Genomic DNA, 26,054 nt, shown 5'->3' with positions numbered 1-26,054 from the left:
GAGTAGCCGCGGGCGGCGTTTCCTGCTGGTCGAGTAGCCGCGGGCTGCGTTTCTTGCTGGTCGAGTAGCCGCCTCCGGCGGCGTATCGAGACCCACGTCGTCCGGACGCCCGGGAGCGAGCCTCCTCCCCAGCCCCCGATCGCTCGCGTCGTCCCCGATCTGCCCAGGACGCCATTCGGATGTCGGTGACCCCTGCTTGGATACTCGTATGTCAAAAGATGAGGATGCAGCAGCACTAGCGGAGGTGCGCGACTGCTTCGACGGCTCCGCCGCCGACGAGCGCTCCACCTCCCCGATGCGCCTCCGGGCGGCGGAACGCCTGCACCGCGGCTACCGACTCGCGCTGACCATCCCGGACGCCTTCGCCCGCGGCGCGTCGCGGAGCGAGACCCGCGACCTGGTCGAGCGCTCCATCCGAGCCGAGCTCGCGGTGGCGTACAGCCTGTCCGAGCGGGAGGTGTCGCGCCGTCTCGAGACCGCGCAGATGCTGACGGAGCACCTTCCTCTCACTCGCGTGCTGCTGCGCGACGCGAAGATCCTGTGGGAGGTCGGCGAGGCGATCTGCCGGACCGCGAGCAGCCTCCCCGAGGAGTCCCGTTCTGCGCTGGACGAGCGCGCGGCCGACGCCGCGGTCACGATGTCCATCGCGCAGCTGCGCCGAGCCCTGATCCGCTGGCGGGAGGAGCTGCACGAGCAGCCCCTCGCCGAACGGCACGCCCTTGCTCGGGAGGACCGCGCGGTCTGGGTCTCGCCGGATGTGGACGGGATGGCGACGCTCTGCCTGCACGCTCCCGCACCGGCCGTGTCCGGGGCGTACGACCGGCTGCGGCGCATCGCCCGCACCCTCAGCGACGAGGGCGACCCACGCACGCTCCAGCAGTTGAGCGCTGACGCCGCGGTCGACCTGCTGTGCGACGGCGACGTCGCCGGGACCACCCCGGACGCCGCGCACCGCCCTGATCCGACGTTCGTCTCCGGTGTTCGCGCGGAGGTCCGGCTCACGCTCGCGGCGTCCACTGCCGTAGGTCTCGATGACGCCCCTGCGGACCTCGACGGCTACGGTCCCGTGCCTGCGGCAATCGCCCGCGAGCTGATCCGGACGGCAGCGTCCTTCACTCGGGTTCTCACCGATCCCGATACCGGCGCGGTCGTCTCGGTCGGACGCACCTGGCGCGTGCCGCCGCCGCAGATGCGCCTGCATCTCCAGCTGCGGGACCAGACCTGCCGGTTCCCCGGCTGCACCCGCAGCGCATCGACCAGCGAGGCAGACCACGCGATCGAGTGGCGCAACGGCGGCGAGACCTCCCTCGAGAACCTCGTATCGCTATGCACTTCGCATCACCATGTGCGGCACGGAGACCAGTGGAGTTACTGCAGGGACGACGATGGGGGCATCACGTGGACGACTCCCACCGGACGGCGGATCAGCACTCGGCCGCCGCCGCTGCCCGGGCGACCGCCGGACCCGCCGCCGCGACCGCGGTTCGTCGACGTGCCGGCGCCGTTCTGAGCGTGGTGGATCTCGATACGCACGCGGAGCGGGCTACTCGATCAGCAGGAAGCGCGGGGTGTCGAGACGCGGTGCCGGGTCAGTCGAGCTGCTCGGCGATCCAGTCCTGGAGCTCCTCGATGAAGCGGGAGCGGGAGAAGACGCTGGTGCGGGCGCGGAAGCAGTCGGGGTCGAGGTCGGTGGCGCGCTGGAGCAGGTCGTTCCAGTCGGTGCCGTGCTCGAGGTCGCCGGTGACGCCGCCGCCGACGAGGCCGACGCTCTCGCGGACGCCGCCGATGTCGGTGCCGATCACGGGGGTCCCGCAGGCCATCGCCTCGACGGGCATGATCCCGAAGTCCTCGACCGCCGGGAAGACGTAGGCGATCGCGCCGGCGTAGAGCGCGCGGATCAGCGCGTCCGAGGGCGAGATGACGAACGTCACGTCGGCGCCGATCTCGACGGCGTAGGCGCGCAGCCGCGCCTCCGACGGCCCGTGACCGGCGATGACGACCGGCAGCCCCGTCCGGACGCCCGCGTCCATCACCGTCTCGAGGCGCTTGTACGGCACGAACCGCGACGCCCCCAGGAGGTACGGCCGGGAGAGGGAGTCGAGAGTCCGCAGCTCGTCGTCGGTGAGCGGCGCCCGCCAGTCGGTGATCGCCTGCAGCACCTCGGTGTGCACCGGCGGGTAGATCACCCGGGAGGGCTGGTGCCAGGCCTGGCTGACCCGCTCCCCGGTGAAGCGGCTGTTGACCGCGATCGACGTCGCCTCCGCCGCCCGGAAGCGGTCGATCGGCTTGAGGATGGTGCTCGCGGCGCGTGCGGCCCGGCTGCTGCCGCGGCCGTCGCGGTCGGGCTCCCAGATGTAGCGGGCCGGAGTGTGCGCGTAGACGAACTTCTTCGTCGGCGCGGGAGTCCGCACGTGGTGGGCGAAGAGATGCGAGCTGACCAGCACCCACTCGTGCGGCTCGCTCATCGGCAGGCGCCAGGTCGGCAGCATCGCCGGGAGCGCCAGGATCTTGTGCCGGCGCAACGGGGTGCGCGCGAGCCAGGACTCGGTGACCGGGCGGCCGACGACCGCGTCGGCGTCGCTCCAGAGGACCCGGACGTCGGCGTCGGAGAAGGCCTCGGTCATCGCCTCGAGCACCCGCTCGGCGCCGCCGCGGCGCTCGACCCACTCGTGCACGATCAGGCCGGGACCGGTCGCCGCGCTCGCGCGCTGCCGGTCGGTCACTTCGATGAAGGCAGTGATGGTGAGCCCCGTTCCGCGCGGATGGATGCCGATCCCGAATCGGCCCGGTGCCCCCTCAGAGGGTCACGATGCCTTAGAAGCTAATCGCCGGATATCGCCGGAGAGGAACAACCGGGAGGAGCCGTCGCAGAATGACGGAGGACATTCCCGCGCGGCGCCGATAAGCGCTCGATAAGCGCTCGAAAGGTGTCGAGAATCGTCGGGACCGCGGCGGGGATCGCCTTCTCCGCGCCGCCGGAAGGCGCCGCTGGCAGGCGTCAGCGGGCGAGGGAGCGGCCCGCGGTCTGCCGGTTCCACTGGTCGCGCACGGCCTCGCCGATCGTCCGCGTCGCGCGCCAGTGCAGCTCGCGCGCGGCCTTGCCCGGGTCGGCCCAGCTCGCCGCCACGTCGCCCGGGCGGCGGGCCACGACGCGCCGCCGGACGACGGCGCCGCTGCCCGCCTCGAACGCGTCGAGGAGCTCGAGGACGCTGGTCGGGGTCCCCGTGCCGAGGTTGTAGACCGTGTGCCCGGCCGGCGCGTGCTCGAGCGCGGAGACGTGGCCGGCGGCCAGATCCGCGACGTGGATGTAGTCGCGCAGTCCCGAGCCGTCGGGGGTGTCGTAGTCGTCGCCGAAGACGTCGACGTGGTGCTCCGGGTCGGCGGCGGCCCGCGAGACCAGCGGCAGGAGGCTGCTCGGGGCGCCGCGCGGGTCCTCGCCGAGCAGCCCGGAGGGGTGCGCGCCGACGGGGTTGAAGTAGCGCAGGCTCACGGCGCGAAGGCCCGGATCGGCACGGGCGAGATCGGCACGGGCGAGATCGGTCAGGACCTCCTCGATCATCCGCTTGGTCTTGCCGTACGGGTTGGCCAGATCGAGCCCGGTCGGCGCGTCCTCCGCGAGCGGCATCGGCCCGTCGCCGCGGTACACCGCCGCCGAGCTGGAGAAGACGATCGTGCGGATCCCGGCGGTCTCGGCGACCGCGAACGCGGCGAGCGCGATGCCCAGATTCACCGCGTAGTACTCCAGCGGCCGGGCGACCGACTCGCCCACGGCCTTCAGCCCGGCGAGCAGCACGACGGCGTCGACGGGTGCGTGCTCGCGGACGAAGCGGGCCAGCCGCTCCTCGTCGCGGGCGTCGGCGACGAGCAGCGGGACGCGTGCTCCGGTCAGCTCCTCGACCGCGGCGATCGCGCCGGCGCCGGAGTGCGAGAGGTCGTCGACGACGAGCACCTCGTGCCCGGCGTCCAGGAGCGCGACGGCGGTGTGGCTGCCGATGTAGCCCGCCCCGCCGATGAGAAGCACTCGCATGCGCGCCACCTAAGCACGTCGCGCGCCGGCCCGCTGGTAGCCGGCGATCGCCGCGGACTCGACCGTGAGCGCCACGAGCTTGCGGCCGATCGCCCGCGGAACGGCGGGCAGGACGGCGTCGACTCCGGCGGCGAGGCGGGCGAGCCGCGCCTCCGACTCGACGCGGGCGAGCGCGCGGACGGCCGCGTCCCAGGGGCCGGCCGGCGCCTCCTCGGGCGTCCTCGCCTCCGGATGCAGCCGCTCGAAGGTGCGCCGCGCGGCGCCGGAGAGGAACGCGCGTCGGCTGCGGATCACGGTGCTCGTCGAGGCCCCGTGGTGCGCGGCCTCGGCGCCCGGCTCGAGCCGCACCGGCAGGCCGAGGCGGTGCAGGCGGTAGCCCCAGTCGACGTCCTCCCAGCCGTACTCGCGGTAGTCGGCGCCGTAGCCGCCGACCCGGTCGAAGGTGCTCCGGGTGACCGAGACGTTGCCGCCCCAGAGACGCCAGGCGCTCGCCGGGGGCACCGCGGCCGCGTGCGCGCGGAAGCGGGCGTCGGCGTCGCGACCGTAGGCGCGGGCGTAGGCCGAGTCGGGGTACACGTTCGGGCAGAGGCCGACGACGCCGACCGGCTCGGTGCCGTGCTGAGCGACGTGCGCGCCGACGTGCGCGGCGGCCCAGCCGGGGGCCGGCTCGAGGTCGTCGTCGCAGCGGATCAGCACGTCGCCCGTCGCCGCCGCGAAGCCGGCGTTGAGCGCCGCGGAGCGACCGCGGTTCTCGGGCAGCACGACGCGACGGACGGGGAAGCGCTGCAGCACCTGCTCGCTGTCGTCGACGACGCCGTCGAGGACGACGACGACCTCGAGCTCGGGGTGCGACTGCGCGGCGAGGGCGGCGAGCAGGCGCGGCAGGCGGGCGGCACCGGCGTAGCTGGGGACGATCACGCTGGCCCTCATCGGTGGTGCTCCGGGCCCTCGAGGCCCTCGACGAGCAGCAGCTGCTCCATCTCGGTCAGGATCCCGGCGAGGTCGTCGGCGATCTCCTCCGCCGCGACGGTGTGCAGCTCGGCGAGCCGGTCGGCGAGCTCGGCGAAGCTCTGCGCCTCGTCGCCGAGGGCCCGCCAGGTCTCCGCCACGCTCGCCCGCATCGCGTACGGGCTGCCGAGCGGCGACGCTGCCAGCGGCAGGACGAGGACGCGCCCGTGCAGGTCGACGAAGGCGGCGTCGGGGTGCCGGCGCCAGTGACGCGCACGGGGATCGAGTCGCGGCATTCATCCGTCCTCTGCTGTCGGAACAATCGATCCTCACCCATTCGCGACTCCCGCGCATCGCCGCCAGGAGAAGTAGAAATCCGCCAGAGGCACTGGCCTCGGAATTCCTTCGTTAGATTCGCCTCCGACACCACCATGAGGGTGATCTGTCGATCCCCCGGAAAGGGCCGCACATGACGGAGTCCACTCCGCTCGAATCCACTGGGATGAGCGGCAAGAAGACCAGGAGCAACGGGAGCAACGGCCTCGGGGTCGCCCGGCGCACGGTCGTCGCGGGTGCCGCCTGGTCGGTGCCGGCGATCATGGCCGCGCAGTCCGCCTCCGCGGCCTCGGTCAGCTGCTTCCCCGACGGGACGACGTTCCGGGCGCAGGCGCGCGGCATCCTCCTCAGCGGCTTCCTGGTGGGGATCAACCTCGACAACGTGGTCGAACTCCAGGGGCAGCGCGCTCTCGCGCCCGACCAGGGCAGTCCGGTCGACCTGCGGACGGGCGCGGCGGACGTCTCCGCCCTCAACTCGATCAACGTCAACATCGGCGGGACGACCCGCCTGCTCTCCAGCATCCTCTCGATCGTCGCACCGGCCGACGCCGGCGTCCTGAACCAGTACGCGCAGGCCAACATCAACGGGCAGGTGCGCGGTGCATCGGGCGCGGTCACCAACGGCGGAGCCCTGGTCTTCGACAACCCCGGAGCGGCGACCTTCCCCGACTTCGCGACCCTCGACCTGCGGACGATCCTCACCGGTCTCGCCGGATCGCCCGCCGCGGGTCTCGTCGGGCAGGTCACCGACCTGCGGCTGCAGATCGGCGCCCTCATCGGCCGGGCGCTGCTCGATTCGCTCTGCGTGCCGACCGCGACCACCGTCGTGCGCGACTACCAGATCGGACGGCTGAACCTGGTGGCGGCGTCGCCGCTGCTCGGGGCGATCGTCACCCTCGTGTCGAACGTGCTCACGCTGGTGCAGAACACGGTCAACGCCATTCCGTTCAACACCATCGTCATCGACAGCGCTGCGATCTTCGACGGCAACATCCCCGGGGCGGGGCAGCCGATCCAGGCGCAGCTCGGAGTCACGCCCGCGACGATCACGATCGACCTCCTGTCGCTGTTCGGGCCGGCGCCGGGCCAGCCGGGCAACGTCCCGTTCGGCACCTATGCCGCCTACTTCAACAGCCTGCCGCCGAACTCGACCCTCTTCGTCGACAACAACCTCACGCTGCCGACGGCCGCCGTCACCAACTTCACGACAGCGCTGGTCAGCACCCTCACCGCCCGCATTCAGGACAACATCGTTCTCAACGGCACGGTGCTCCGGAACGCGACGGGAGGGGTCGCCACCACCGTCAACGGACTCCTGAACACGGTGCTGAACGGGACGCTCCTGACAGCCGTCTCGTCGCTGCAGACGCTCCTGCTGACCCCGCTGTTCAACGCCCTGCGGGACCTCATCCAGATCGACGTCAACGCGCAGAACCGCTCGACCAACCCGACCGGCCCCGCCGCCTTCGAGAGCCTGCCGGTCGGCCGATTCGACGTCGCGGCGCTCTACATCCGGGCGGTCGGCGCGGCGAACCTGCTCGACCTGTTCCTCGCCCGCGGGTCGGGCGGCGAGAACACTCCACAGCCCTAGCCGGCTGTCCACAGTCCTGATCGGGTGGTGCTGATCGGGTGATGCCGTTCGGGCGGCACGGTGCGGGCGGCGCGCTCTCCGGGGGGAGGACGCGCCGCCCGGCCTCAGTCCGGGGAGGCCGTCCGCTCGACCAGCCCGCGCTCGGCCAGCTCGGCGAGCACCGCCGCCACCGGCTCCTGCGCCTCGCCCTCCGGCGGGGCGCCGTGCTCGGCGACGACGGCCGCCGTCAGCTCCTCGAGCGTCGCCGGGTGCCCCAGTGCGCGCCAGAGCGCTGGGGCGATCCCGGTCAGCGACTCGACGAGGCTCCCGCGAAGGCAGGAGACGACGCCGTCGCGCTCGATCCACTCGGTGCGGGCATCGCGGCGGAAGGCGCCGGGCGCTGCCGGAGCGTTCGCCGAAACTCCCGGCTCCGTCCGCTGGACGGCCGCGGGCTCGCCGACGCCCACGAGCAGCGGCAGCACCGACTCCGCCTCGCGGTAGCGCAGCCGCCGCACGCCGCCGATCGCGTCGACCAGGTCGGCGAGGTGGTGCAGCGCCGAGGGCAGCTCGGCGAACCAGCTCAGCTCGGGCAGGAGGGCGCGCAGCGCCTCGTCGAAGCCGACGTCCTCGAGCTCGGGCTCGTCGGGTCCGTGCGGGTCGCGGGCGAGCAGCCACAGGCCGGCGAGCCGCAGGGGCGCCTCGGGCAGCGGGAGCATCCCCGAGGCGGCGGGGGAGCGGTGCCGCTTCCAGCCCGAGCCGTCGGCGTGCAGGGCGATCGGCTTCCGGAACGGCAGGACCGTTCCGTCGCGCCGGACGGCGACCGTCTCGTCGGTCACGTAGCCGTAGCGGCGGCCCGCCAGGCTGATCAGCGTCGACTTGCCGGCCCCGGGGCGCCCGGTGAAGGCGACGACCCGCCCGTCGGGCAGGGCGAGGGCGGAGGCGTGGATGCTGAGCAGCCGCCCCCGGCAGGCGTCGGCGGCGGCGACGGTGAGCGCCGCGCCGATGTGCTCGGCCAGCGCCTCCTCGCTCGGCTGCGCGATCACGCCCGCGATCCCCACGGGCTCGGTCATCGCGATGCGGTGCGCGGTGCCCGGGCGTTCCGCGACGTCGGTCACGTCACTCCACGACTCCTGCACCGACGCGATCACGGCGTCGGGGACGGTCTCGTCGAAGCTCAGCCGCACGCCGAGCCCGAAGGGCGCGACGGTGAGCTCCCGCGCGCTCATGCGGCGGTCCCGTCGGCGCCGTCGGCGTGCCGCAGGAGCCGCCAGGCCTCGGGAGCGGTGCGGACTCCGCGGCGGAAGCGCCGCCACCAGCCCGCCGCGACGTCGCGGCGGCTCGGGCCGATGCTCGGGTCGGCGGCGCGCAGGGCGGCGGCGGCGGAGGGGAACAGGGCGCGGCGCAGCAGCGCGGGGCGCGCGCGCGGCAGGGGGCGGCGCGGAGGGCCTCGACCCAGCCCGCGGCCGCGTGCTTCAGACCGCGCCGAGCCGCCAGGCGCGCAGCTCCTCGGCCGGAGCATCGCCCGCCCGGGCCTCGATGCCGAGCGCGCTCAGGAACGGCGCGGCGGTCGGCACGGCGCCGAGCGACTCCGCGACGCGCCCGAGCGGGGCGTGCAGGGCGGACCGGGCGGCGACCGCCTCGACGAGCAGCTCGTAGTCGGAGGGCCCGGTGTGCCGCGGATCGGTGATCTGCCAGGCGTCCCGGAGCGAGTGCAGCGCCAGCACCAGCGCCATGTCGACGACCCCGATCGCCGCCACCGGCCGGCCCGCGATCTCGACGGTCCGCCGGCGGGCCCACAGGCTCTCGAAGGCCTCGGCCGGGGGCACGAGGAACCCCGGCCAGCGCCAGTGCACGTCGATGTCGACCGGCCAGTCCGGGTGCCGGTAGCTGCGGGAGTGCTTCTCGGCGAGGGTCGGCCCGTCCGGCCACGGGCGCGCGGTCCAGCCGTCCTCGGCGAGCAGCGCGAGCAGGGCCGCCAGCTCGGTCGGCGGCACGAGCACGTCGACGTCGCCCGAGGCGCGGGGTGGCCGCAGCCCGTCCGCGTCGGCGATCGGGCCCTTGAGCACGAGGGCGCGCAGCCCGGCCGACTCGGCCCGCCGGTGCACGAACGCCGTCAGCAGCGGGACCGCCTCCTCGGCGAAGAGAACGGTCACGAGCTCCATCCGGTCAGTATCCCAGTCGCCCTCGCGGCGCGCTCGGTCGTCCTAGCGTGGGGAGCAGTCCGGGCCCGGGTGCGGCGCGGATCGATCGGGGAGTGGCGGATGAGCGACGGCCTGTGGCGCGACGGCCTGTGGCGCGACGGTTTGTGGCGCGACGGTCTGTGGCGCGACGGCGTGGTCCTCGCCACCAACAACGGCGACATCGGCGGCGGCGAGGTGATGCTGCTGAGCCTCGCCGCGGCACTCGAGGAGCTCGGGGTCGCGGTAACCGTCGTCGGCCCCTCGCAGCCGGGCCGGCTCGTCGCCGCGGCCCGGGCGGCGGGGCACCGGGTCGTCGAGCTGGAGGCGTCGGGCCGCCGCGGCTGGATGCGCGCGCTGCGGCGCTGGGACGCGTCCTCGCGCGCGGGGGTGCTCTGGTGCAACGGGCTGGTGCCCGCGGTCGCGACCGCCGGGCGCGGGCGCCGGGTGGTGCACCTGCATCAGCTCCCGCACGGGGCGCAGCGGGCACTCGTGCCGCTCGCCCGGGCGGGGGCGCTGGCCACGGTGGTGCCGTCGCGGTTCCTCGCCGCCGCCGTGCGCGGGGCGAGCGTGCTGGAGAACTGGTGCGCGCCCGTCCAGCCGGCCGGGCGGCGGGAGCAGCGCGACGGGGTCACCGTGCTGGGCTTCCTCGGCCGTCCCTCCGTCGCGAAAGGCGTGGTCGTGCTCGCCGAGGCGCTCGCGCTGCTCGAGGCGGCGGAGCCGGGCGCCCACCGCCTGCTGCTGGCCGGCGAGCCGCGGTTCGTCTCGGAGCGGGCGCGCCGCGAGGTCGAGGCGGCTCTCGCGCCGGTCGCGGCGCTCGTGGACCGGCCGGGATGGCTCGCGCCGGCCGACTTCTTCGCGCGGGTGGACCTCGTGGTGGTGCCCTCGGTCGAGCCGGAATCGTTCGGTCTCGTGGTCGCGGAGGCGATGTCCGCCCGGCTGCCGGTGCTGGTGAGCGATGCCGGTGCGCTGATGGAGGTCAGTGGTCCGTCGATCAGCGACAGGATTCCGGCGGGAGACGCCGGGATGCTGGCCGCGGCTCTGCGTGGCGCGACGATCGAGGAAAGGCTCGCGGAGACGGCCGGAAGGCACGCGCGCTGGAGCGAGGAGTTCTCGCCGGAAGCGGGCCGGAGAAGAGTGCGGGAATTTCTGCGCAGTCTCGAGGAGAAGGGGGCGGAATGACTCATCGCGAATCAGGTCCGAGAAGTCCCGACTTCTTCTCGGAGAGGTCTTCTCTTTCATGACCCGTGCCAGGGATGATTCCCGCCCGCTCCGCATTCTCGGTCTCTTCCTCAAGCACTCCTCGATCCTCGCCCGCCCCGGCGAGCCGTATCTGCGCGGGCGGCTGCCCTATCGCGCCGATCTGCTCCGCGACTCCGAGACCCGGCTGCTCGCCAAGGGGCACGCGGCCCGGCCCGCGCACGTGAAGCTCCGCGACGTCGCCGAGCACCGCTCCGGGCTCGCGCTCGACACCCAGCTGCGCTCGCTGCGCGCGGTCGCGTCGGCCGACGCGGTGCTTGCGGTGCTGGAGCCGGAGGCCGAGTTCCCCGCGCTACTGCGCCGCGCCGGCCTCCCGCCGTACGCGCGGACGCCGCTCGTCGTGCTCTCCTGCTGGTGGGCGGAGGAGCTGCGCACCGGCACACCGGAGCGGCGGCGCCGGGTGCTCCGGGCCGCCGCGGGCGTCGACCGGATCCTCGTGCTCAGCGCGAACCAGCGCGAGGTCTTCGCCCGGCACGGGGTCGACGAGCGCAGGGTCGTCCCGATCGGCTTCGGGGTCGACGCGGACTACTACGCGCCCGGTCCCGAGCGGCCGAAGCGGTTCGAGGTGCTCGCGGCCGGCGTCGATCGCGGCCGCGACTTCGGCACCCTCGTCGCCGCGGCCGCTCGACTGCCGCACCGGCGCTTCGACCTCTTCACCATGCCGGAGCGGATCGCGGGCCTGGCGCTGCCGCCGAACGTGCTGCTGCACGCGCCGGTGCCGGTGGGCGAGCACCGCGAGAATCTGCGCGACGCCGCGCTGGTGGTCGTGCCGACCCACGAGCGGGCCTACCCGACCGGGCAGAGCGTGCTGCTCGAGGCGTCCGGCTGCGGCACGGCCGTGGCGGTGACGCGGACCGCGGCGATGGCGGACTACCTCGACGACGGCGTGACGGCGCTCGGGCTGCCGCTGCACGATCCGGCGGGCGTCGCGGCCGTGATCGAGGCGGCGCTCGGCGACGACCCGCGCCGGGCCCGGATCGCCGAGGCCGGCCGCGCCCGGGTGCTGGCCGAGGCGAACGCCGAGCGGATGTGGGCCGAGGTGCGGGCGGTGCTCCGCGAGGTGACGGGGCGCTAGAGCTCGGGGTGCGCGGGCCCGGGGTGCGCGGGCTCGGCGGGCTCGCGCTCGGCGAGCAGCGCCAGCCCCGCGCCGACGACGACGAACGACATCGGCGCGAAGAACACCTCGCCGAGCTGGGTGGCGCAGAGCAGCACGACGACGGTCGCCGCCCCGACCACGTGGCGGCCGTGCGTGCCGGGGCGCCGCGGCAGCAGTCCGAAGCCCGCGACGGCGTAGACGGCCAGGACGCCGACGAACAGCACGACCCCGCCCTCGGCGAGCAGCGCTAGGTAGGAGTTGTGGAAGAACCAGGTGACGCCGTCGACGTCGGCGGTCGCCGTGCCCAGGCCGCCGCCGCTCCACGGCGCGAGGGCGACGCGGTCGAACGAGGCCTGCAGGATCCTCTCGCGGAGGGCGTCGGAGCCGGCGCGTTCGACGCCGTAGACGCCCGCGGTGGACAGATTCGCCTCGGCCCAGACGAAGAGCAGGGCGATGCCGACGCCGGTGAGCGCTCGGAAGAGCAGGCTCAGCCGCGGCGTCACCAGCAGCCAGAGCAGTCCGCAGGCGTAGGCGGCCATCGAGGTGCGCGAGTCGGTCGCGACGACCGCGAGGCCCCCGGCGACCAGCACGGCGATCCGGAGCCACTGCCGCGAGGTGGTCGCCGTGATGAGCAGGGCCGCGACGCCGTAGTAGAGGCCGGCGACGTTCTTGTCCTGCAGATAGCCGGTGAGGGCGCCCTGGTAGGCGTCCGGAGCGATCCCCGCGGCGAAGAGGGCCGCGTTCAGAGTGAGGGCGACGCCGATGCCCTTGAGGGCCGAGGCGAGATCGATCCGGCCGCTGGCGAGGAAGGCCGCCATCAGCATCAGCAGCCCGATGTTGCCGGCCCGGCGCTCGAGATCGAGCCCGTTCGCGGTCGAGATCGCCACGACGAAGCCGAGGAGTCCGAGGCAGAGGAAGGGATACCAGCCGACCGACCGGAGAGCGCGCGTGGGCCGGCGGAAAAGGCTGATGAGAAGCAGTCCGACAATCGCCGATTGGGCGGCCGGAACAGTGCCGGGAACGAAAGGAAGGGAGAGTCGATAGATGATCATCCCCATCAGCGCGGCATCGATGATCCGCGCCGAGTGTGCTATCGGGAAGGCCGCGCCGAGGGACGCTCTGCGTGGTGCCGCGAGGTCCACGGCGCTGCCGCCGGAATCGGCGCTCTCGTTCTCCTGACCCATGCCGGAATACTCGCAGAACTTCGCCCTCGTGCGGCGGAATCCTCCTGCGCGGTCGGAGAGCGGCATTGCTAGCCTGACGCGAAATGCTTGCGTCCCGGGATTCCTGCGGGGCGGAGAAGTACTCGGACGGAGAAAGGCGCGCAGTGACCGTCGTCGATTTCATCGCCTTCATCCGGCGGAACTGGAAGATCCTCGCGATCGCCGTCGTCGTCGGAGTGGCGGCGGTGGCGGCGTTCTCCGCCGTCACCCCGCGCGTCTACGAGTCGAAGTCGGCCGGCTTCGTCATCGCGGCCACCGACGGCAGCTCGGCCGACGCGATCAGCGGCGCGCAGACCGCCGTCACCCGGGCGAACGCCTACCTGCCGCTCATCTCGAGCAGCGCGGTCTACGAGCGGATCGAGGCCGACCCCGAGGCGAACCCGGGCGGCGAGCGCCTGAACGGCCGGCTGACCGCGGCCGTCGCGCCGGGCAGCACCCTGATCGAGGTGACCGCGGCGGCGTCGACGCCGGAGAACGCGGCCGCCCTCGCGAACGGAGCGCTCGCGGCGCTCGCCGAGGTCATCGCCGACATCGAGACGCAGTCGACGGCCGACCGGACCCCGGGGATCACGGTGGTGCCGCTGGAGAACGCCGAGCCCGCCTCCGCGCCGACGAGCCCGGACTGGCTGCGCAACCTGCTGCTCGGTGCCGCGGGCGGGCTCGTGCTCGGCTTCGCCGTCGCGATCCTGCGCCGCGCCCTCGACATCCGGGTGCGGACCGTGGACGACCTCACCGCGCTCTTCGGCGTCGGCGTGCTGGGCCGGATCCCGAAGATCGGCAAGGGCCGGGGCGGCCGCGGCCAGGGCGGCCGGGACCGGGGCGGCCGGGGCCGGGCGGTCGACGGGATCACCGCCGAGGCCTTCCGCGCGCTGCGCACCGGGCTGCGCTTCTCCAGCGTGGACGACGAGACGCGCAGCGTCGTGATCACCAGCGCGAACCAGGCCGAGGGCAAGTCGACCATCGCGTCCGGTCTCGCCCGGGTGATGGCCGACTCCGGCCAGCGCACCCTGCTGATCGACGCGGACCTGCGCCGCCCGACGGTCGCGAAGCTGCTCGGGATCGACGGCGCCGTCGGTCTCAGCGAGGTGCTCAGCCACCAGATCCCGGTCGAGGACGCGATCCGGCCGACCGCCACCGAGGGGCTGTTCGCGCTGCCGGCGGGGCACATCCCGCCGAACCCGTCCGAGATGCTCGGCTCCTCGGCGATGCGCGCGCTGATCGAGCGGCTCGCGGAGGACTACTTCGTGATCGTCGACGCGCCGCCGATCCTGCCGGTCACCGACGCCTCGATCGTCGCGACGGTCGTCGACGGCATCGTCTTCGTCGTCGCCTCCAACCGCACCCGCCGCCCCGAGGTCACCGCGGCTCGGCGGATCGTGCAGCAGGTCCACGGCCGGGTGCTCGGCACCGTGCTGAACATGGTCTCGGCGCAGGACGGCGACGCGGGCTACTCCTACTACTACGACCGGAAGAACCCGTACTACGCCGAGCCGGACGCCGGCCGCGGTCGGGGCCGGTCGAACGGCCGCCGGAGCGCGGGGGAGGAGCCCGCCCGCTCCCTCCCCGCGGTCCGGCCCTCCGAGCCGGCGCGTGCCGTGGAGCCGGAGCGGATCGCGGAGCCGGAGCGCGCCGTGGGGCCCGCCCGCACCGTCGAGCCCGCGCGCTCCACCGAGCACGTCGTCCGCGCCGCGCCGAAGGCGGACGTCCCCGCGTCGTTCCGGCGGCCGGCGCGATGACCGCGCGGCTGCTCCTGCTCTGCCACGCGAACGTCGCCCGCTCGCCCTCGGCCGAGCGCCTCGCGGCCGAGGTGCTCGGCCCCTCCGCCGCCTGGCGGGTCGCGAGCGCCGGGACGCACGCTCCCGTGGGCCGCGCCCTCGACCCCGACCTGGCCGACGCGCTCCGCGCCCGCGGCCTCTCCGCGACCGAGCACCGCGCCCGCCAGGCCGACGGCCGCCTGCTGCAGGACGCCGACGTCGTCCTCGCCTTCGAGTCGGCGCAGCGCGAATGGGTCACCCAGCACTTCGCGCCGATGGCGCGGCGCACCAGCACGATCCGGCGCGCGGCGCGGCTGGCGCTCGCGACCCCCGGAGCGGACCTCCGCGAGCTGATCGCGCGCGACACGGCCCCCTTCGGCGCCGACGACGACTTCGCCGACCCGCACGGGCGCGGCGCGGCCGTCGCGGCGGCCGCGGTCGACGACATCGACGCACTGCTGCGGGCGATCCTGCCGGCCCTCGGCGCGCTGCCCGCGGTCCCGGCCCGGCCCGGCCCCGCGGTGCTCCCGACCCGGCGCTCGCTCCGGCTCGCCCGCGAGAGCCGGGCGGTCGCCTCGTGACCGGGCGGGACGGGGCAGCGCTCGGCGTGAGCATCGTCGTCCCGCACTACGGCGATCCGGCCCCCGCGCTGGTCCTGCTCGAGCAGCTGCGCGGCCAGGTGGGGGCGCCGGAGCACGAGATCCTCGTCGTCGACGACGCCTCGCCGCTCCCGTTCCCGGCCCGCGAGGGCGTCGTGCTGGTCCGTCGGGAGCGCAACGGCGGCTTCGGCGCCGCCGTCAACAGCGGCGCGGCCCGGGCGGCGCATCCGCTGCTGCTGGTGCTCAACAGCGATCTCGAGATCGGCGAGACCTTCCTCCGCGACCTCGTCGCCGCGGGCACCCCGTGGCTGCCGGCCGTGGTCGCACCCGCCCTTCGCGACGGCGCGGGCGAGCCGCAGTGGGTCGGCCGCCGCTTCCCGCGGCTGGGCCACTACGTGGTGGAGTGGCTCACCCCGCTCGCGCGCTGGCGGCCGCGGCTGCGCGCGGCGGTCGGCCAGGACGCCCGCTGCGTCGAGGGCGCGACGCTGCCGGTCGACTGGGTGATCGGCGCGGCGATGCTGCTGCCGACGGACGAGTTCCGCGCGATCGGCGGCTTCGACGAGTCGTTCCACATGAACTGCGAGGAGGTCGACCTGCAGCGTCGGCTGCGCGCGCGCGGCGTGCCGTCGGTGTTCACCGGCGGCGTCGTCGCGGTGCACGCGGGCGGCGGCTCCTCCGATCCCGCCCGGCGGCTGGTCTGGCTGCTCACCGCGCGGCTGCGCTACGCCCGCAAGTGGCGGGCGAGCCCGGGCGCGCTCGCGGCGTCGCTCCGCGCGGCGTCGGTGGTCAACCTCGGCGCGAACGCCGTGCGCGCGCTCGCCGGCCGCACGGTCCGCCCGCTCGCGACTTTCCGCGGCGAGCTGCGCCTGATCGCCGCGGCCGAGACGGCGGCGAGGTGAGCCGGCCCGTGCTGGTGGTCAGTCCCGTCTTCCACGACTACTGGCGGGCGATCGAGGCCGCCCTCGTCGCGCTCGGCGAGGACGTCGTCGTGCACCGCTACGACGAGACGTCGGGCGTCGTGCGGCTGCGCGACGCCGTGGCCCACCGCTTCCCGCGCTCCCGGCTGCGGCGCTGGTCGCGGCGCTCCGAGACCGAGCGGGCGGTCCGGGCGCTGCGCGAGACGGCGCCGCGCGCGGTGCTGGTGGTCAAGGGCGACTCCCTCGGCGAGGAGTGGTGGGCGGCGCTGGCCGCGGGCGGTGCGCCCGTCGTGCTCTGGCTCTACGACGAGCTGGCCAACATGAGCTTCGGGCTCGACCGGCTGCGCGCGCTCGCCGCGGCCGGGGTCTCGATCGCCAGCTACTCGCCGCGCGACGTCGCGACCCTCCGCGCGGCCGGGATCGCCGCCACGCACCTGCCGGACGCGTTCGACTCGCTCCTGGGCTTCACCCCGCGCCCGTCCGCCGCGGTCACCTTCATCGGCGCGCGCTACCCCGAGCGCGAGCGGGTGCTGCGCGAGCTCGCGGCGAGCGGAGTCGACGTCGAGGTCTTCGGCCGGCAGTGGTCGCGGCACCCGCGCGACGTCGTGCGCACCGGGCGACTGCGCGGCGCGGGGCTGCGGGCGCACGGCGACGTCCCGCGCTCGGCGTACTACGGCGTGATGGCCGGCTCGATCGCGACGCTGGCGATCCACGGCGACGGCCACGGCGGGCTGTCGATGCGCGCCTTCGAGGCGCCGGGCGTCGGCGCGCTCGCGCTGCTCGACCGGCCCGACATCGCCGAGCACTACGAGGTGGGGCGCGAGGTGCTCGTCTTCGACGGCCGCGACCAGCTCGTCGAGCACGTCCGGCGTGCGCAGGCCGACCCGCTCTGGGCGCACCGCGTGCGCGACGCGGCGGCCGCGCGCACCCGGGCCGAGCACACCTTCGTGCACCGGATGCGGGCGGTGAGGGCACTGTGGGGCTGAGGAGCACGGTAGGGGTGAGCGATCGCGCAGGGCTGAGGCACGCCGACGACCTCGACGGCTGGCGCCGCTGGCAGCGCGGCCGCGACCCGCTGCGCGCGGTCCGGGCGCGGCTGCGCCCGTCGACACCCGAGCCGCTCGTGCTGCACCTGCGCGGCGCCGAGCCGTCGATCCTGCTCGCGGTCGAGGCGTCGACGGCCAGCGCGGTCGCCGCGACCGCCGCGTCGCTCGCGCACCTCGGCGAGCACCCCGTCGCCGTGCTGGCCCCCGGCGACGTGACCGCGCTGCTGCCCGGCGCCTGGACCACCCGGCCGCTGCCCGACCCGGGCCCCCTGCCGACCGAGCTGCGGGGTCTGCGCGCCGTCGTCGCGACCGGCCACTACCTCCGCGTCGGCGCGACCGCGCTCCGCTGGGCCGGGCGGACCGGCGCGCGCTTCCTCGTGGTGCAGCACGGCCTGCTCACCCCGTTCGCGCCGCCGCTGCCGACCGGAGCGACGCTGCTCGCCTTCTCCGCCGCCGACGCCGACTTCTGGCGCTCGGGGCGGACCGACGTCGCCACCGCGGTCGTCGGCAGCCAGCTGCTCTGGTCCGCGGCGCAGCGCCCCCGCACGGCCGTGACCGAGGAGCGCCCGCTCTTCCTCGGCCAGCTGCACGGCGCCGAGCTCCCGCGCCGGATCGCCGCCGCGACCGCCGGCCGCTTCTGCCGCGAGACCGGCGCCGACTACCGCCCGCACCCGGCCGAGGTCGACCGGCGCTCGCGCTGGCAGCACGCGGCCTGGCGCCGCAGCGGCATCCGCGTGCTCGTCGGCGGCGACCTCGCCGCGCAGCACCGACCCGTCGCCTCGGTCTTCTCGACCGGCGTGCTCGAGGCGGCGGCGGCCGGGACGCCCGCGTGGGTGACCTGCGTGGATCCGCCCGCCTGGGTGCGCGAGTTCTGGGGCCGCTACGGGCTCTCGCGCTGGGGCGAGGGGCCGCCGACCCCGGCGCCGGTCGTGCCGGTCGTCGAACCGGCCGCCGCGGTCGCCGCCCAGGCGCTCGCGGTCGTCGAGGGAGGAGTGCGATGAGCATCCTGTGCGTCATCCCCGTGCGCGGCGGCTCGAAGGGCCTGCCGCGGAAGAACGCGCGCCTGGTCGCGGGGAAGCCGCTCGTGGTCTGGAGCATCGAGCAGGCGCTCGCCGCCGGTCTCGACGTGCTCGTCTCGACCGACGACGCCGAGCTCGCCCGGATCGCCGCGGACGCCGGAGCGGACGTGCCGTTCCTCCGCCCCGCCGAGCTCGCCCGCGACGAGACCGCGACCGAGCCGGTCGTGCTGCACGCGATCGAGCACCGCCGCGCGCTCGGGCGGCGGCCGGACGCCGTGCTGCTCCTGCAGGCGACCTCGCCGATCCGCCTGCCCGGAACGATCGAGCGCGCCGTCGCGCAGTTCGCCGAGACCGGGGTCGACTCGCTCGTCGGCGTCGTCGCGCAGACCCCGTTCCTCTGGCGCTCGCGGGGCGAGGAGAGCGCGTTCCCGCACTACGACGTCGCCGCCCGCCCGCGCCGGCAGGAGCTGACCGCGCCCGAGTTCTTCTACCGCGAGACCGGCTCGCTCTACCTCACCCGGACCGAGGTCTACGAGGGGCAGCGCAACCGCATCGGCGGCCGGGTCGGCCTCTTCGTGATGGCCGACGTCGAGGGCGGCGACATCGACACCGAGCACGACCTCGTCGTCGCCGAGCACCTGCTCGCGGACCTCGAGCTGCCCGACCTCGAGCGGAGGCGACCGTGATCATCGACCGCCACCTGGCGCCCTACATCGTCTTCGCCGAGGACCCGGTGCTGACCGCGCTCGCGAAGATCAACGCGAACAAGCAGCGCATCGTCTTCTGCGTCGACGGGCACGGCGTGCTCCGCGGCTCGGTCTCGGACGGCGACTTCCGCCGTTGGATCATCGCGAACCCGACCGCCTCGCTCGACGTCCCGGTGCTCGCGGTGGCGAACACCGCCGTGCGGACCGCGGCGGCCGACGACCCGGCGCCGGCGATCGCCGCGCTGCTCGGCGCGAACGGGATCAGCCACGTGCCGCTCGTCGATCCGCGCGGCCACCTCGTCGCGATCGCGATCGAGGGCGACACCGCGCTGCAGATCGGCCGGCACCCGGTCGGCGACGGGCACCCGGCCTTCGTGATCGCCGAGATCGGCAACAACCACAACGGCTCCCTCGACCGGGCCCGGCGCCTGGTCGACCTCGCCGTGGCGGCGGGCGCCGACGCGGTGAAGTTCCAGCTGCGCGACCTCGACTCGCTCTACCGCCAGCGCGGAGGCTCGACCGCGGGCGAGGACCTCGGCGCGCAGTACACGATCGACCTGCTGCGCCGCTTCGCCCTGCCCGCCGAGGCCCTCTTCGAGGTCTTCGACCACGCCGCCGACGCCGGGATCGACGTGCTCTGCACCCCCTGGGACTCGCCGAGCGTGCAGGCGCTCGTCGACTACGGCGTGCCCGGCCTCAAGATCGCCTCGGCCGACCTGACCAACCACGAGCTGCTCGCCGACGCCGGCACCCGCGGCCTGCCGCTGCTGCTGAGCACCGGGATGTCGCGCGAGAGCGAGATCCTCGAGTCCGTGGCGCTCCTGCGCTCGCTCGGCACCTCCTACGCGCTGCTGCACACCCAGTCGACCTACCCCGCGCCCTACCGCGACCTCAATCTCGCCTACCTCGAGCGGCTCGCCGAGATCGGCAGCGGCGTGATCGGCTACTCCGGCCACGAGCGCGGCTGGCACGTGCCGGTGGCCGCGGTGGCGCGGGGCGCCCGGATCATCGAGAAGCACTTCACCGTCGACCGCGCGCTGGAGGGCAACGACCACGCGGTCTCGCTGCTGCCGGACGAGTTCGAGCGGATGGTCGCCGAGATCCGCGACATCGAGTCCGCCCTCGGCACGGCCGAGCCGCGCGGCGTCTCCACCGGCGAGTCGATGAACCGGGTGTCGCTGGCGAAGTCGCTCGTCGCCGCCCGGCCGCTCCGCAGCGGCGAGACGGTCGCCGCCGCCGACGTGGCGGTCCGCAGCCCCGGTCGCGGCTTGCAGCCGAACGAGCTGCCGCGCCTGCTCGGGCGCACCCTGCACCGCGACGTCGCCGAGGGCGGCTTCTTCTTCGAGGGCGACCTGCGCGCGAGCACGCCGGCCGGCCGGCCGTTCGCCTTCCGCCGGCCCTGGGGACTGCCCGTCCGCTACCACGACCACGCCGAGCTGCTCGGCGAGGCGAACCCCGACTTCCTCGAGTTCCACTTCTCCTACCGCGACCTCGAGATCGCCGTCGACGACGTCTTCACCCGGCGACAGCAGCGCGGCTTCACCACCCACCTGCCCGACCTGTTCGCGGGCGACTTCCTGGTCGATCTCGCCTCCTTCGACGCCGACGTCTGGGAGCGCTCGATCGCCGAGGTGCAGCGGACCATCGGCGTCACCCGCTCGCTCGCGCGCTGGTTCACGCAGGACGAGGACCCGATGATGGTCGTCACGATGGGCGGCTTCACCCGGCACGCGCACGTCGACCCCGCCCGGCGCGGGCCGATGTACGAGCGGATCGCCGACGCGCTCGGCCGCCTCGACACCGGCGGCGTGCGGGTGCTCGCGCAGACCCTGCCGCCCTACCCGTGGCTGATGGGCGGCCAGCAGTTCCACAACCTCTTCGTCGATCCGGAGGACACCGCCGCGTTCGCGCGCGGCACCGGCACGCCGCTCTGCCTCGACGCCTCGCACACCAAGCTCGCCGCGAACCACCTCGGCCTCGCCTTCTCGGCGGCGGTCGAGACCCTCGCACCGCTGAGCGCGCACCTGCACCTCGTCGACGCGACCGGGATCGACGGCGAGGGCGTGCAGATCGGCGAGGGCGAGATCGACTGGCCGGCCTTCGCGACGGCGCTCGACGTGCTCGCGCCGGGCGTGCCGTTCATCCCGGAGATCTGGCAGGGCCACGTCGACAGCGGCGAGGGCTTCTGGACGGCGCTCGAGCGGCTGGAGGAGTGGCTGTGAGCGCCGGGCCGGGCGGCGCCGCGCCGATCGCGCTCTGGCTGGTCCCCGTGCCTGAAGAGGGCGGGGTGGCCCGCCACGTCCTCGACGTCGCGCGGCAGGGCGTCCCCGGCCACCGCGTCGTGGTGCTCTGCCCCGAGGGCGCCCTCGCCCGGCGGCTCCGCGCGCAGGGCTCGGCGGTGACGACCGGGCGCTTCGGCACGGCCGCCGGCCCGCCGCCTCCGCCCGCACCCTCGCCGCCACGGCCCGGGCGCTGCGCCCCGCGATCGTGCACTCGCACCTCGCCCACGCCGACCTCGTCAGCGCCGCGACCCCGCTGCCGCGCGGCGTCCGGCGGCTCACCACCGAGCACGGCATCGCCGGCCCCGACGCCGTCTACCACCGCTCCGGAGCGCAGGCCCGCGCGATGGCCCTCGCTCACCGCGCGCGTCTGCGCCGCTTCGACGGCGCGATCGCCGTCTCGCAGGCCACCCGCCGCGCGATGCTGCAGAAGTGGCACCCGGTGCTGCCCGTCGACGTCGTGCTCAACGGAGTGGAGGCGCCCGCGACCGTCCCCCGCGAGCGCCCGGCCGGCTCCCTCCGCGTCCTCTCCCTCTCGCGGCTCGCGCCCGAGAAGCGCATCGACGCCCTGCTCGACGCCTTCGCCGTCCTGCGCCGGCAGGTGCCCGGAGCGACGCTGACCGTCGCGGGGGAGGGCGCGCTCGGTGCCGGCCTGCGCGCGCAGGCGGCCGCGCTCGGTCTCGGCGACGCCGTCGCGTTCCCCGGCTTCGTCGACCCCGAGCGCGCGCTCGCCGCGGCCGACGTCGTCGCCCAGCTCTCGGTCTGGGAGAACTGCTCGTACACGCTCCTCGATGCGGTCGCCCGCGGGATCGGCGTCGTCGCGACCCCGGTCGGCGGCAACCCCGAGATCCTCGACCGCCGCTCCCTCGTCGACGCCGCCGATCCCGCGGCCGTGGCTCGGGCGCTCCGTCAGCAGGGGGAGGAGCCGGCCGCGGCCGCCTCGCCGCGCAGCGTCGCGCGGATGTGCGCGGACATCGCCGACGTCTACGCCAGGAGGGCTGCCGCATGACCGATCGATCGATCCGGCCGGGTCTGGGGGTCCTGCTCTCCCTCGCCGGCGCCGCGTCGCCCGGGTGGATCGTCGCCGCGATCGCCGGCTCGCTCGTGCTGGCCGTGCTGGACACCCTCGGCGTCGCCGCGATGGTGCCGCTGATGGCGCTGCTGACCGGCACCGACACCGGGACCGGAGTGGTCGCCGTGCTCGCCGACGCGATCGGCTCGAGCGACGTGGCGACCCTCGTCCCGATCGTGGCGGGCTTCGTCGCGGTCGTCTTCGTGCTCAAGAGCATCGGCACGATCGTCTTCCGCTGGTGGCTGCTCGGGCGCACCACCCGGGTGTCGGCCGACGCGTCGACCGAGCTCCTGCGCCGCTACGTCCTCTCGCCCTACGCCGTGCACCGCTCGCGCCGGCTGTCCGAGGTCTATCGCAACATCAACGACTCGACGGTCCAGGCGTCCGGCGTGCTCCTCGGTGTGCTCGGGATCGCCTCGGACGCGCTGGTGCTGGTCGCCCTCGTCGGCGTGCTGCTGGTCGCCTCCCCGATCGCGACCGTCTTCGCCGCGGTGTTCTTCGCGGTCCTGCTCGGCGGGGTGCAGGCGCTGCTGCGCCGCAGGCAGGCGCGACTCGGCGAGGAGCTGGCCGGGGCCGCCCTCGAGACCTGGCAGTTCCTCCTCCCCTCGCTCGACGGCTTCCGCGAGGCGCGGCTCTCCTCGAGCGCGTCGCGGCTCGTCGCCGGCTTCGGCGCGGCCAAGCACCGGACCGCGCAGGCCTCGCGGACGCTCTCGATCGTCTCGGAGCTGCCCAAGTACCTGCTCGAGATCGGCTTCGTGGTCGCGATCATCGGCATCTCGGGGATCCTCCTCGCGACGGGCTCGTCGGCCGAGGCCCTCTCGGTCCTGGGCGTGTTCGCGGCCGCGTCGCTGCGCGCCCTCCCGACGCTCAATCGGATCTCCGCCACGTTCGCCATCATCCGCAGCGGTCAGGCCGGTCTCGGGATCGTGAAGGGCGCGGCCGAGGAGCTCGAGGCGCTGGGCGCGCACGACGAGACACCGGGCGGCGGCGGGCGCTTCCGCGGCGACATCGTGCTCGAGGACGTCTCGTACCGCTACCCCGACTCCGACCGCGACGTGATCCGGGGGGTGTCGCTGACGATCGCGGAGAACGCGACGACGGCCTTCGTCGGCTCGAGCGGTGCCGGCAAGAGCACCCTCCTCGACCTGGTGCTCGGACTGCTCGAGCCCACCGAGGGCCGCCTCCTCTGCGGCGGGCGGCCGATCGGAGCGGACCTCGCCGGCTGGTACGCAGGCCTGGGCGTCGTGCCGCAGGACGTGTTCCTCCTCGACGCGTCCTTCGCCGCGAACATCGCGTTCGGCGTGCCGAGCGACGAGGTCGACCTCGACCGCGTGCGCGAGGTGGTCCGCACCGCCCAGCTCGAGGAGTTCGTGGAGCAGCTGCCGCTCGGGCTCGAGACGCGCGTGGGCGAGCGCGGCGTCCGTCTCTCGGGCGGCCAGCGGCAGCGCATCGGCCTGGCTCGGGCGCTGTACCGGCGCCCCGCGATCCTCGTCCTCGACGAGGCGACGTCGGCGCTGGACAACAAGACCGAGCACGAGATCTCGAAGGCCGTCGCCGCGCTGCACGGGAGCATGACCGTGCTGATCGTCGCGCACCGGCTCTCGACCGTCCGCGGCGCGGACCGCCTGCTGTTCCTCGACGACGGCCGCATCGAGGGGGCGGGGACCTTCGACGAGGTCCGGGCGGAGCACGCTGCGTTCGCGCACCTGGTGGCGCTGGGAGAGCTGACGTGAGCGGAGAGCTGTCGTGAGCGGAGAGCTGTCGTGAGCGGAGACGGAGCGGTCACGGTGATCGTGGTCGGCTACGCCCACGCGGCGTACCTGCCGGAGTGCCTCGACAGCATCCGCACGCAGACCCGGCCGGCCGACCGCGTCCTCATCGCCGACGACGCCTCGCCCGACGACTCCCGCGAGGTCGTCGCGGCCTACCTCGGCGAGCATCCCGGCTTCGCCGAGTTCCACCCGAATCCGGTCAACGTCGGCCTCACCCGCACTCTCAACCGCATGCTCGCCCTGGTCGGCACCGAGTACGTCGCCTACCTGTCCGCCGACGATCTGATGCTGCCGTCGCGCCTCGAGCGGCACCTGGCGCTCCTCGAGGAGACCGGCGCCGACCTCGCCTACAGCGACGCGGTCGTCATCGACGGCGACTCCCGCCTCCTCCACGCCTCGTCGAGCGTCGAGTTCCCCTGGCCGGACGAACCGGCGCGATCGGAGACCGTCGCCGAGTGCATCCTCGAGTCGAACTGGATCCCCGCGGCGTCCCTCCTGCTGCGCACGGGCACGCTGAGGGCGGCCGGCGGCTACGCCGAGTCCCTCTTCTTCGAGGACTTCGAGCTGCTGGTGCGCCTCGCCTGCCGCGGATCCCGGTTCTCCTACGTCGAGGAGCCGCTGGTCGCCGTCCGCCGGCTCAGCAGCTCGCTCGCCGCACAGGGCTTCGATCGCGAGCACTCCCGCTACCTCGTCGCGATGGACGCCGCGCTCAGGCACTACGAGGACGCGGCGCCGGATGCCGCCGAGCGGGCGCTGAGCGTCCGGTGGGAGCTCGCCAAGCGCGCCGGGCGCAGCGATCTGCCGTGGCGCACCAGGCTGCGGATGCTGACCGCGGCGCGGCGGGGCGCGCAACGGCGCGGAGCCTTCGCCTTCCATCTGCTGCGCACGTTCGGCCGCTCGGCGGTGCGCCGGTGATGAGCGCCGGTGACCTGCGAGCGGCGGTCCTCGCGCCGCTGCGCCGGCGCGGGACGACGGTCCTGATGCCACCGGAGGCGTTCGGCGGCGGCAACCTCCTCTACTTCTGGCTGCAGGCCGCGGCGCGGCGGGCGCGGGGCGAGGCGGCTGCGGTGCGGAGCACGGCGCGGTCGGCGGAGTGGGCCGCGGTGCTCGCCGTCGACGAGCTCGCGGTGCGGCCCGAGGACGTCCGGTTCACCAGCCCGCGCGAGGCGCACAGCGCGTATCAGCGGCTCGGCACGGACTTCACGGTCGAGGAGCTCGGCGCCTTCCTCGACCGGCACGTGCTCGGCGGGGCCTTCGCCGGCCTCGTCGCCGCCTCGCCGCCCGTCGCCGATCTCACGATCAACGTCCGGCGCGGCGACTACTACAGCGTCCCCGCCTTCCGCGGCCGCTACGCCTTCGACGTGGTGGAGTACGTCGGCGTCGCGCTCGCCGCCGCGCGCGAGCGGGCCGAGGTGCGCAGCGTGCTGCTCGTCTCGGACGACCTCGACTGGTGCCGGCTCAAGCTGGCGCGGGTGCTCGACGGGATCGACGTGCGCGTGCCTGCCCCGGGCACGCTCGCGACCGCGCAGCTCGCGCTCCTGGCCGCCTCGCCCCGGCTGGTGCTGGCGAACTCGACGTTCTCCTATTGGGGTGGCTACCTCAGCGCCCACCTGCACCGCACCGCCGAGGTGCACGCGCCCTGGTTCCACAGCCGGGAGTGGGACGGCGGCGCGGCGACGCAGCTGCACCCGCGCTGGAGCGTGATCCGCGACCTCCCCGGCGGCTGGGACGGCTGATGGCGGCCCGCTAGACGGGGAGGTCCTTCAGCCGCCGCGCGGGGACGCCGCCGTAGAGCCCGTGCGGCTCGGTGTCCTCGGTGACGACCGCGCCGGCGGCGATCACGCAGCCCGCGGCGACCGCGACCCCGGGCAGCACGATCGCGCCCGCACCGATCCAGCAGCCGTCGCCGATGCTCACCGGGTGGTACTCCGACGCCCCGCCGCGTCGCTCCGGCCCGCCGACCGCGTGGGTCGACGTGAGCACCATCGCGTGCGGCCCGATCATCACCTCGCGCCCGATCGTGATCGGGGCGGCTGCATCGAGGTACACACCGACGGCGAGGAACCCGCCCGGCCCGATGCTCAGCCGGTGCCCGTTGATCCAGCCGCCCCGCTTGATGGTCGGCGCGGCCAGGTCGCGCCAGCCGAGCGCCCGCAGCGCCCGCCAGCGCAGGCGCGCGCTCAGCAGCGGCGAGTACGCGGCCGCCTCGGCGAGCTCGACCGCCCGGATCCTGATCCCCAGTCCCATCTGCG

Annotated in this window: 24 protein-coding genes; 16 read left to right on the top strand and 8 right to left on the bottom strand. The window is 74.7% G+C overall.

Annotated features, from left to right (window positions below; all coding sequences use genetic code 11):
- The first annotated feature begins 208 nt into the window (after nucleotides 1-208).
- Nucleotides 209-1,510, top strand: a complete 1,302-nt coding sequence (locus GSU72_RS17080) for an HNH endonuclease signature motif containing protein (RefSeq protein ID WP_159986106.1) — start codon at nucleotides 209-211, stop codon at nucleotides 1,508-1,510.
- A gap of 79 nt (nucleotides 1,511-1,589) precedes the next feature.
- Here GSU72_RS17080 and GSU72_RS17075 read toward each other — a convergent pair whose 3' ends face one another.
- The 4 genes from GSU72_RS17075 to GSU72_RS17060 form a co-directional block, all read right to left on the bottom strand.
- Nucleotides 1,590-2,723 carry a glycosyltransferase gene (locus GSU72_RS17075; RefSeq protein ID WP_159986105.1) on the bottom strand — a complete coding sequence of 378 codons (1,134 nt, stop codon included), beginning with the start codon at nucleotides 2,721-2,723 and terminating at the stop codon, nucleotides 1,590-1,592.
- 275 nt (nucleotides 2,724-2,998) lie between these two features.
- Nucleotides 2,999-4,027 carry a UDP-glucose 4-epimerase GalE gene (galE, locus tag GSU72_RS17070; RefSeq protein ID WP_159986104.1) on the bottom strand — a complete coding sequence of 343 codons (1,029 nt, stop codon included), beginning with the start codon at nucleotides 4,025-4,027 and terminating at the stop codon, nucleotides 2,999-3,001.
- Between the two features lie 9 nt (nucleotides 4,028-4,036).
- Entirely contained in the window at nucleotides 4,037-4,957 is a 921-nt protein-coding gene (locus GSU72_RS17065; protein WP_159986103.1) for a glycosyltransferase family 2 protein, read from the bottom strand.
- Entirely contained in the window at nucleotides 4,954-5,271 is a 318-nt protein-coding gene (locus GSU72_RS17060) for a PqqD family peptide modification chaperone (protein WP_159986102.1), read from the bottom strand. Before GSU72_RS17060 ends, GSU72_RS17065 begins: the two co-directional genes overlap by 4 nt.
- A gap of 206 nt (nucleotides 5,272-5,477) precedes the next feature.
- On the opposite strand from GSU72_RS17060, the gene GSU72_RS17055 reads away from it, so the two are divergent.
- On the top strand, nucleotides 5,478-6,902 hold the full coding sequence (locus tag GSU72_RS17055) for a choice-of-anchor G family protein (protein WP_208545091.1): 1,425 nt from the start codon (nucleotides 5,478-5,480) through the stop codon (nucleotides 6,900-6,902).
- Nucleotides 6,903-7,006: 104 nt separating this feature from the next.
- Here GSU72_RS17055 and GSU72_RS17050 read toward each other — a convergent pair whose 3' ends face one another.
- Both GSU72_RS17050 and GSU72_RS17045 read right to left on the bottom strand, forming a co-directional pair.
- Nucleotides 7,007-8,107 carry a PqqD family protein gene (locus GSU72_RS17050; RefSeq protein ID WP_159986100.1) on the bottom strand — a complete coding sequence of 367 codons (1,101 nt, stop codon included), beginning with the start codon at nucleotides 8,105-8,107 and terminating at the stop codon, nucleotides 7,007-7,009.
- 246 nt (nucleotides 8,108-8,353) lie between these two features.
- Complete coding sequence (locus GSU72_RS17045) at nucleotides 8,354-9,043, bottom strand: nucleotidyltransferase family protein (RefSeq protein WP_159986099.1); 690 nt, start codon at nucleotides 9,041-9,043, stop codon at nucleotides 8,354-8,356.
- Nucleotides 9,044-9,142: 99 nt separating this feature from the next.
- On the opposite strand from GSU72_RS17045, the gene GSU72_RS17040 reads away from it, so the two are divergent.
- Nucleotides 9,143-10,240, top strand: coding sequence for a glycosyltransferase family 4 protein (locus tag GSU72_RS17040; protein WP_159986098.1), 1,098 nt, complete (start codon nucleotides 9,143-9,145; stop codon nucleotides 10,238-10,240).
- A 58-nt stretch (nucleotides 10,241-10,298) separates the two neighbouring features.
- Nucleotides 10,299-11,393, top strand: coding sequence for a glycosyltransferase family 4 protein (locus tag GSU72_RS17035; RefSeq protein ID WP_159986097.1), 1,095 nt, complete (start codon nucleotides 10,299-10,301; stop codon nucleotides 11,391-11,393).
- On the opposite strand, the gene GSU72_RS17030 is transcribed toward GSU72_RS17035, so the two are convergent.
- Nucleotides 11,390-12,301: an O-antigen ligase family protein gene (locus GSU72_RS17030; protein WP_159986096.1), complete on the bottom strand. Its 912-nt coding sequence runs from the start codon at nucleotides 12,299-12,301 to the stop codon at nucleotides 11,390-11,392. The genes GSU72_RS17035 and GSU72_RS17030 overlap by 4 nt on opposite strands.
- A gap of 157 nt (nucleotides 12,302-12,458) precedes the next feature.
- Here GSU72_RS17030 and GSU72_RS21860 point away from each other — a divergent pair, with 157 nt between their 5' ends.
- The 12 genes from GSU72_RS21860 to GSU72_RS16975 all read left to right on the top strand — a co-directional run bounded on the left by GSU72_RS21860 (nucleotide 12,459) and on the right by GSU72_RS16975 (nucleotide 25,538).
- Entirely contained in the window at nucleotides 12,459-12,593 is a 135-nt protein-coding gene (locus tag GSU72_RS21860) for a hypothetical protein (RefSeq protein ID WP_279631692.1), read from the top strand.
- A gap of 148 nt (nucleotides 12,594-12,741) precedes the next feature.
- A complete protein-coding gene (locus GSU72_RS17025) occupies nucleotides 12,742-14,373 on the top strand; it encodes a polysaccharide biosynthesis tyrosine autokinase (protein ID WP_159986095.1) in 1,632 nt (543 codons plus the stop codon).
- Entirely contained in the window at nucleotides 14,370-14,972 is a 603-nt protein-coding gene (locus tag GSU72_RS21695; protein WP_159986094.1) for a hypothetical protein, read from the top strand. Before GSU72_RS17025 ends, GSU72_RS21695 begins: the two co-directional genes overlap by 4 nt.
- 26 nt (nucleotides 14,973-14,998) lie before the next feature.
- A complete protein-coding gene (locus GSU72_RS17015; RefSeq protein ID WP_244255864.1) occupies nucleotides 14,999-15,889 on the top strand; it encodes a glycosyltransferase family 2 protein in 891 nt (296 codons plus the stop codon).
- Nucleotides 15,886-16,893 (top strand): glycosyltransferase, encoded by a 1,008-nt coding sequence (locus tag GSU72_RS17010; RefSeq protein ID WP_159986092.1) that lies wholly within the window; start codon nucleotides 15,886-15,888, stop codon nucleotides 16,891-16,893. Before GSU72_RS17015 ends, GSU72_RS17010 begins: the two co-directional genes overlap by 4 nt.
- A 14-nt stretch (nucleotides 16,894-16,907) precedes the next feature.
- Nucleotides 16,908-17,954: a hypothetical protein gene (locus GSU72_RS17005; RefSeq protein ID WP_159986091.1), complete on the top strand. Its 1,047-nt coding sequence runs from the start codon at nucleotides 16,908-16,910 to the stop codon at nucleotides 17,952-17,954.
- A complete protein-coding gene (locus GSU72_RS17000) occupies nucleotides 17,951-18,658 on the top strand; it encodes an acylneuraminate cytidylyltransferase family protein (protein WP_159986090.1) in 708 nt (235 codons plus the stop codon). The genes GSU72_RS17005 and GSU72_RS17000 overlap by 4 nt, the downstream gene beginning before the upstream one ends.
- Complete coding sequence (locus tag GSU72_RS16995; protein ID WP_159986089.1) at nucleotides 18,655-20,901, top strand: N-acetylneuraminate synthase family protein; 2,247 nt, start codon at nucleotides 18,655-18,657, stop codon at nucleotides 20,899-20,901. Before GSU72_RS17000 ends, GSU72_RS16995 begins: the two co-directional genes overlap by 4 nt.
- Before the next feature lie 127 nt (nucleotides 20,902-21,028).
- Nucleotides 21,029-21,967: a glycosyltransferase gene (locus tag GSU72_RS16990; protein WP_244256144.1), complete on the top strand. Its 939-nt coding sequence runs from the start codon at nucleotides 21,029-21,031 to the stop codon at nucleotides 21,965-21,967.
- Nucleotides 21,964-23,763: an ABC transporter ATP-binding protein gene (locus GSU72_RS16985; protein ID WP_159986088.1), complete on the top strand. Its 1,800-nt coding sequence runs from the start codon at nucleotides 21,964-21,966 to the stop codon at nucleotides 23,761-23,763. The genes GSU72_RS16990 and GSU72_RS16985 overlap by 4 nt, the downstream gene beginning before the upstream one ends.
- 30 nt (nucleotides 23,764-23,793) lie before the next feature.
- The gene (locus tag GSU72_RS16980; protein ID WP_159986087.1) at nucleotides 23,794-24,717 is read left to right on the top strand and encodes a glycosyltransferase; all 924 of its coding nucleotides are present in this window, start codon (nucleotides 23,794-23,796) and stop codon (nucleotides 24,715-24,717) included.
- Nucleotides 24,717-25,538, top strand: a complete 822-nt coding sequence (locus GSU72_RS16975) for an alpha-1,2-fucosyltransferase (protein WP_159986086.1) — start codon at nucleotides 24,717-24,719, stop codon at nucleotides 25,536-25,538. The genes GSU72_RS16980 and GSU72_RS16975 overlap by 1 nt, the downstream gene beginning before the upstream one ends.
- A 10-nt stretch (nucleotides 25,539-25,548) precedes the next feature.
- Here the strand turns inward: GSU72_RS16975 and GSU72_RS16970 are convergent, their stop codons facing one another.
- Complete coding sequence (locus tag GSU72_RS16970) at nucleotides 25,549-26,049, bottom strand: acyltransferase (RefSeq protein ID WP_159986085.1); 501 nt, start codon at nucleotides 26,047-26,049, stop codon at nucleotides 25,549-25,551.
- Nucleotides 26,050-26,054 lie beyond the last annotated feature (5 nt).

This window comes from Rathayibacter sp. VKM Ac-2760 (genome assembly GCF_009834185.1).
Taxonomy (GTDB): Bacteria; Actinomycetota; Actinomycetes; order Actinomycetales; family Microbacteriaceae; genus Rathayibacter.
Note: the sequence above shows the minus strand (reverse complement) of the source record. Positions and strands in the feature narration are given on the sequence as shown.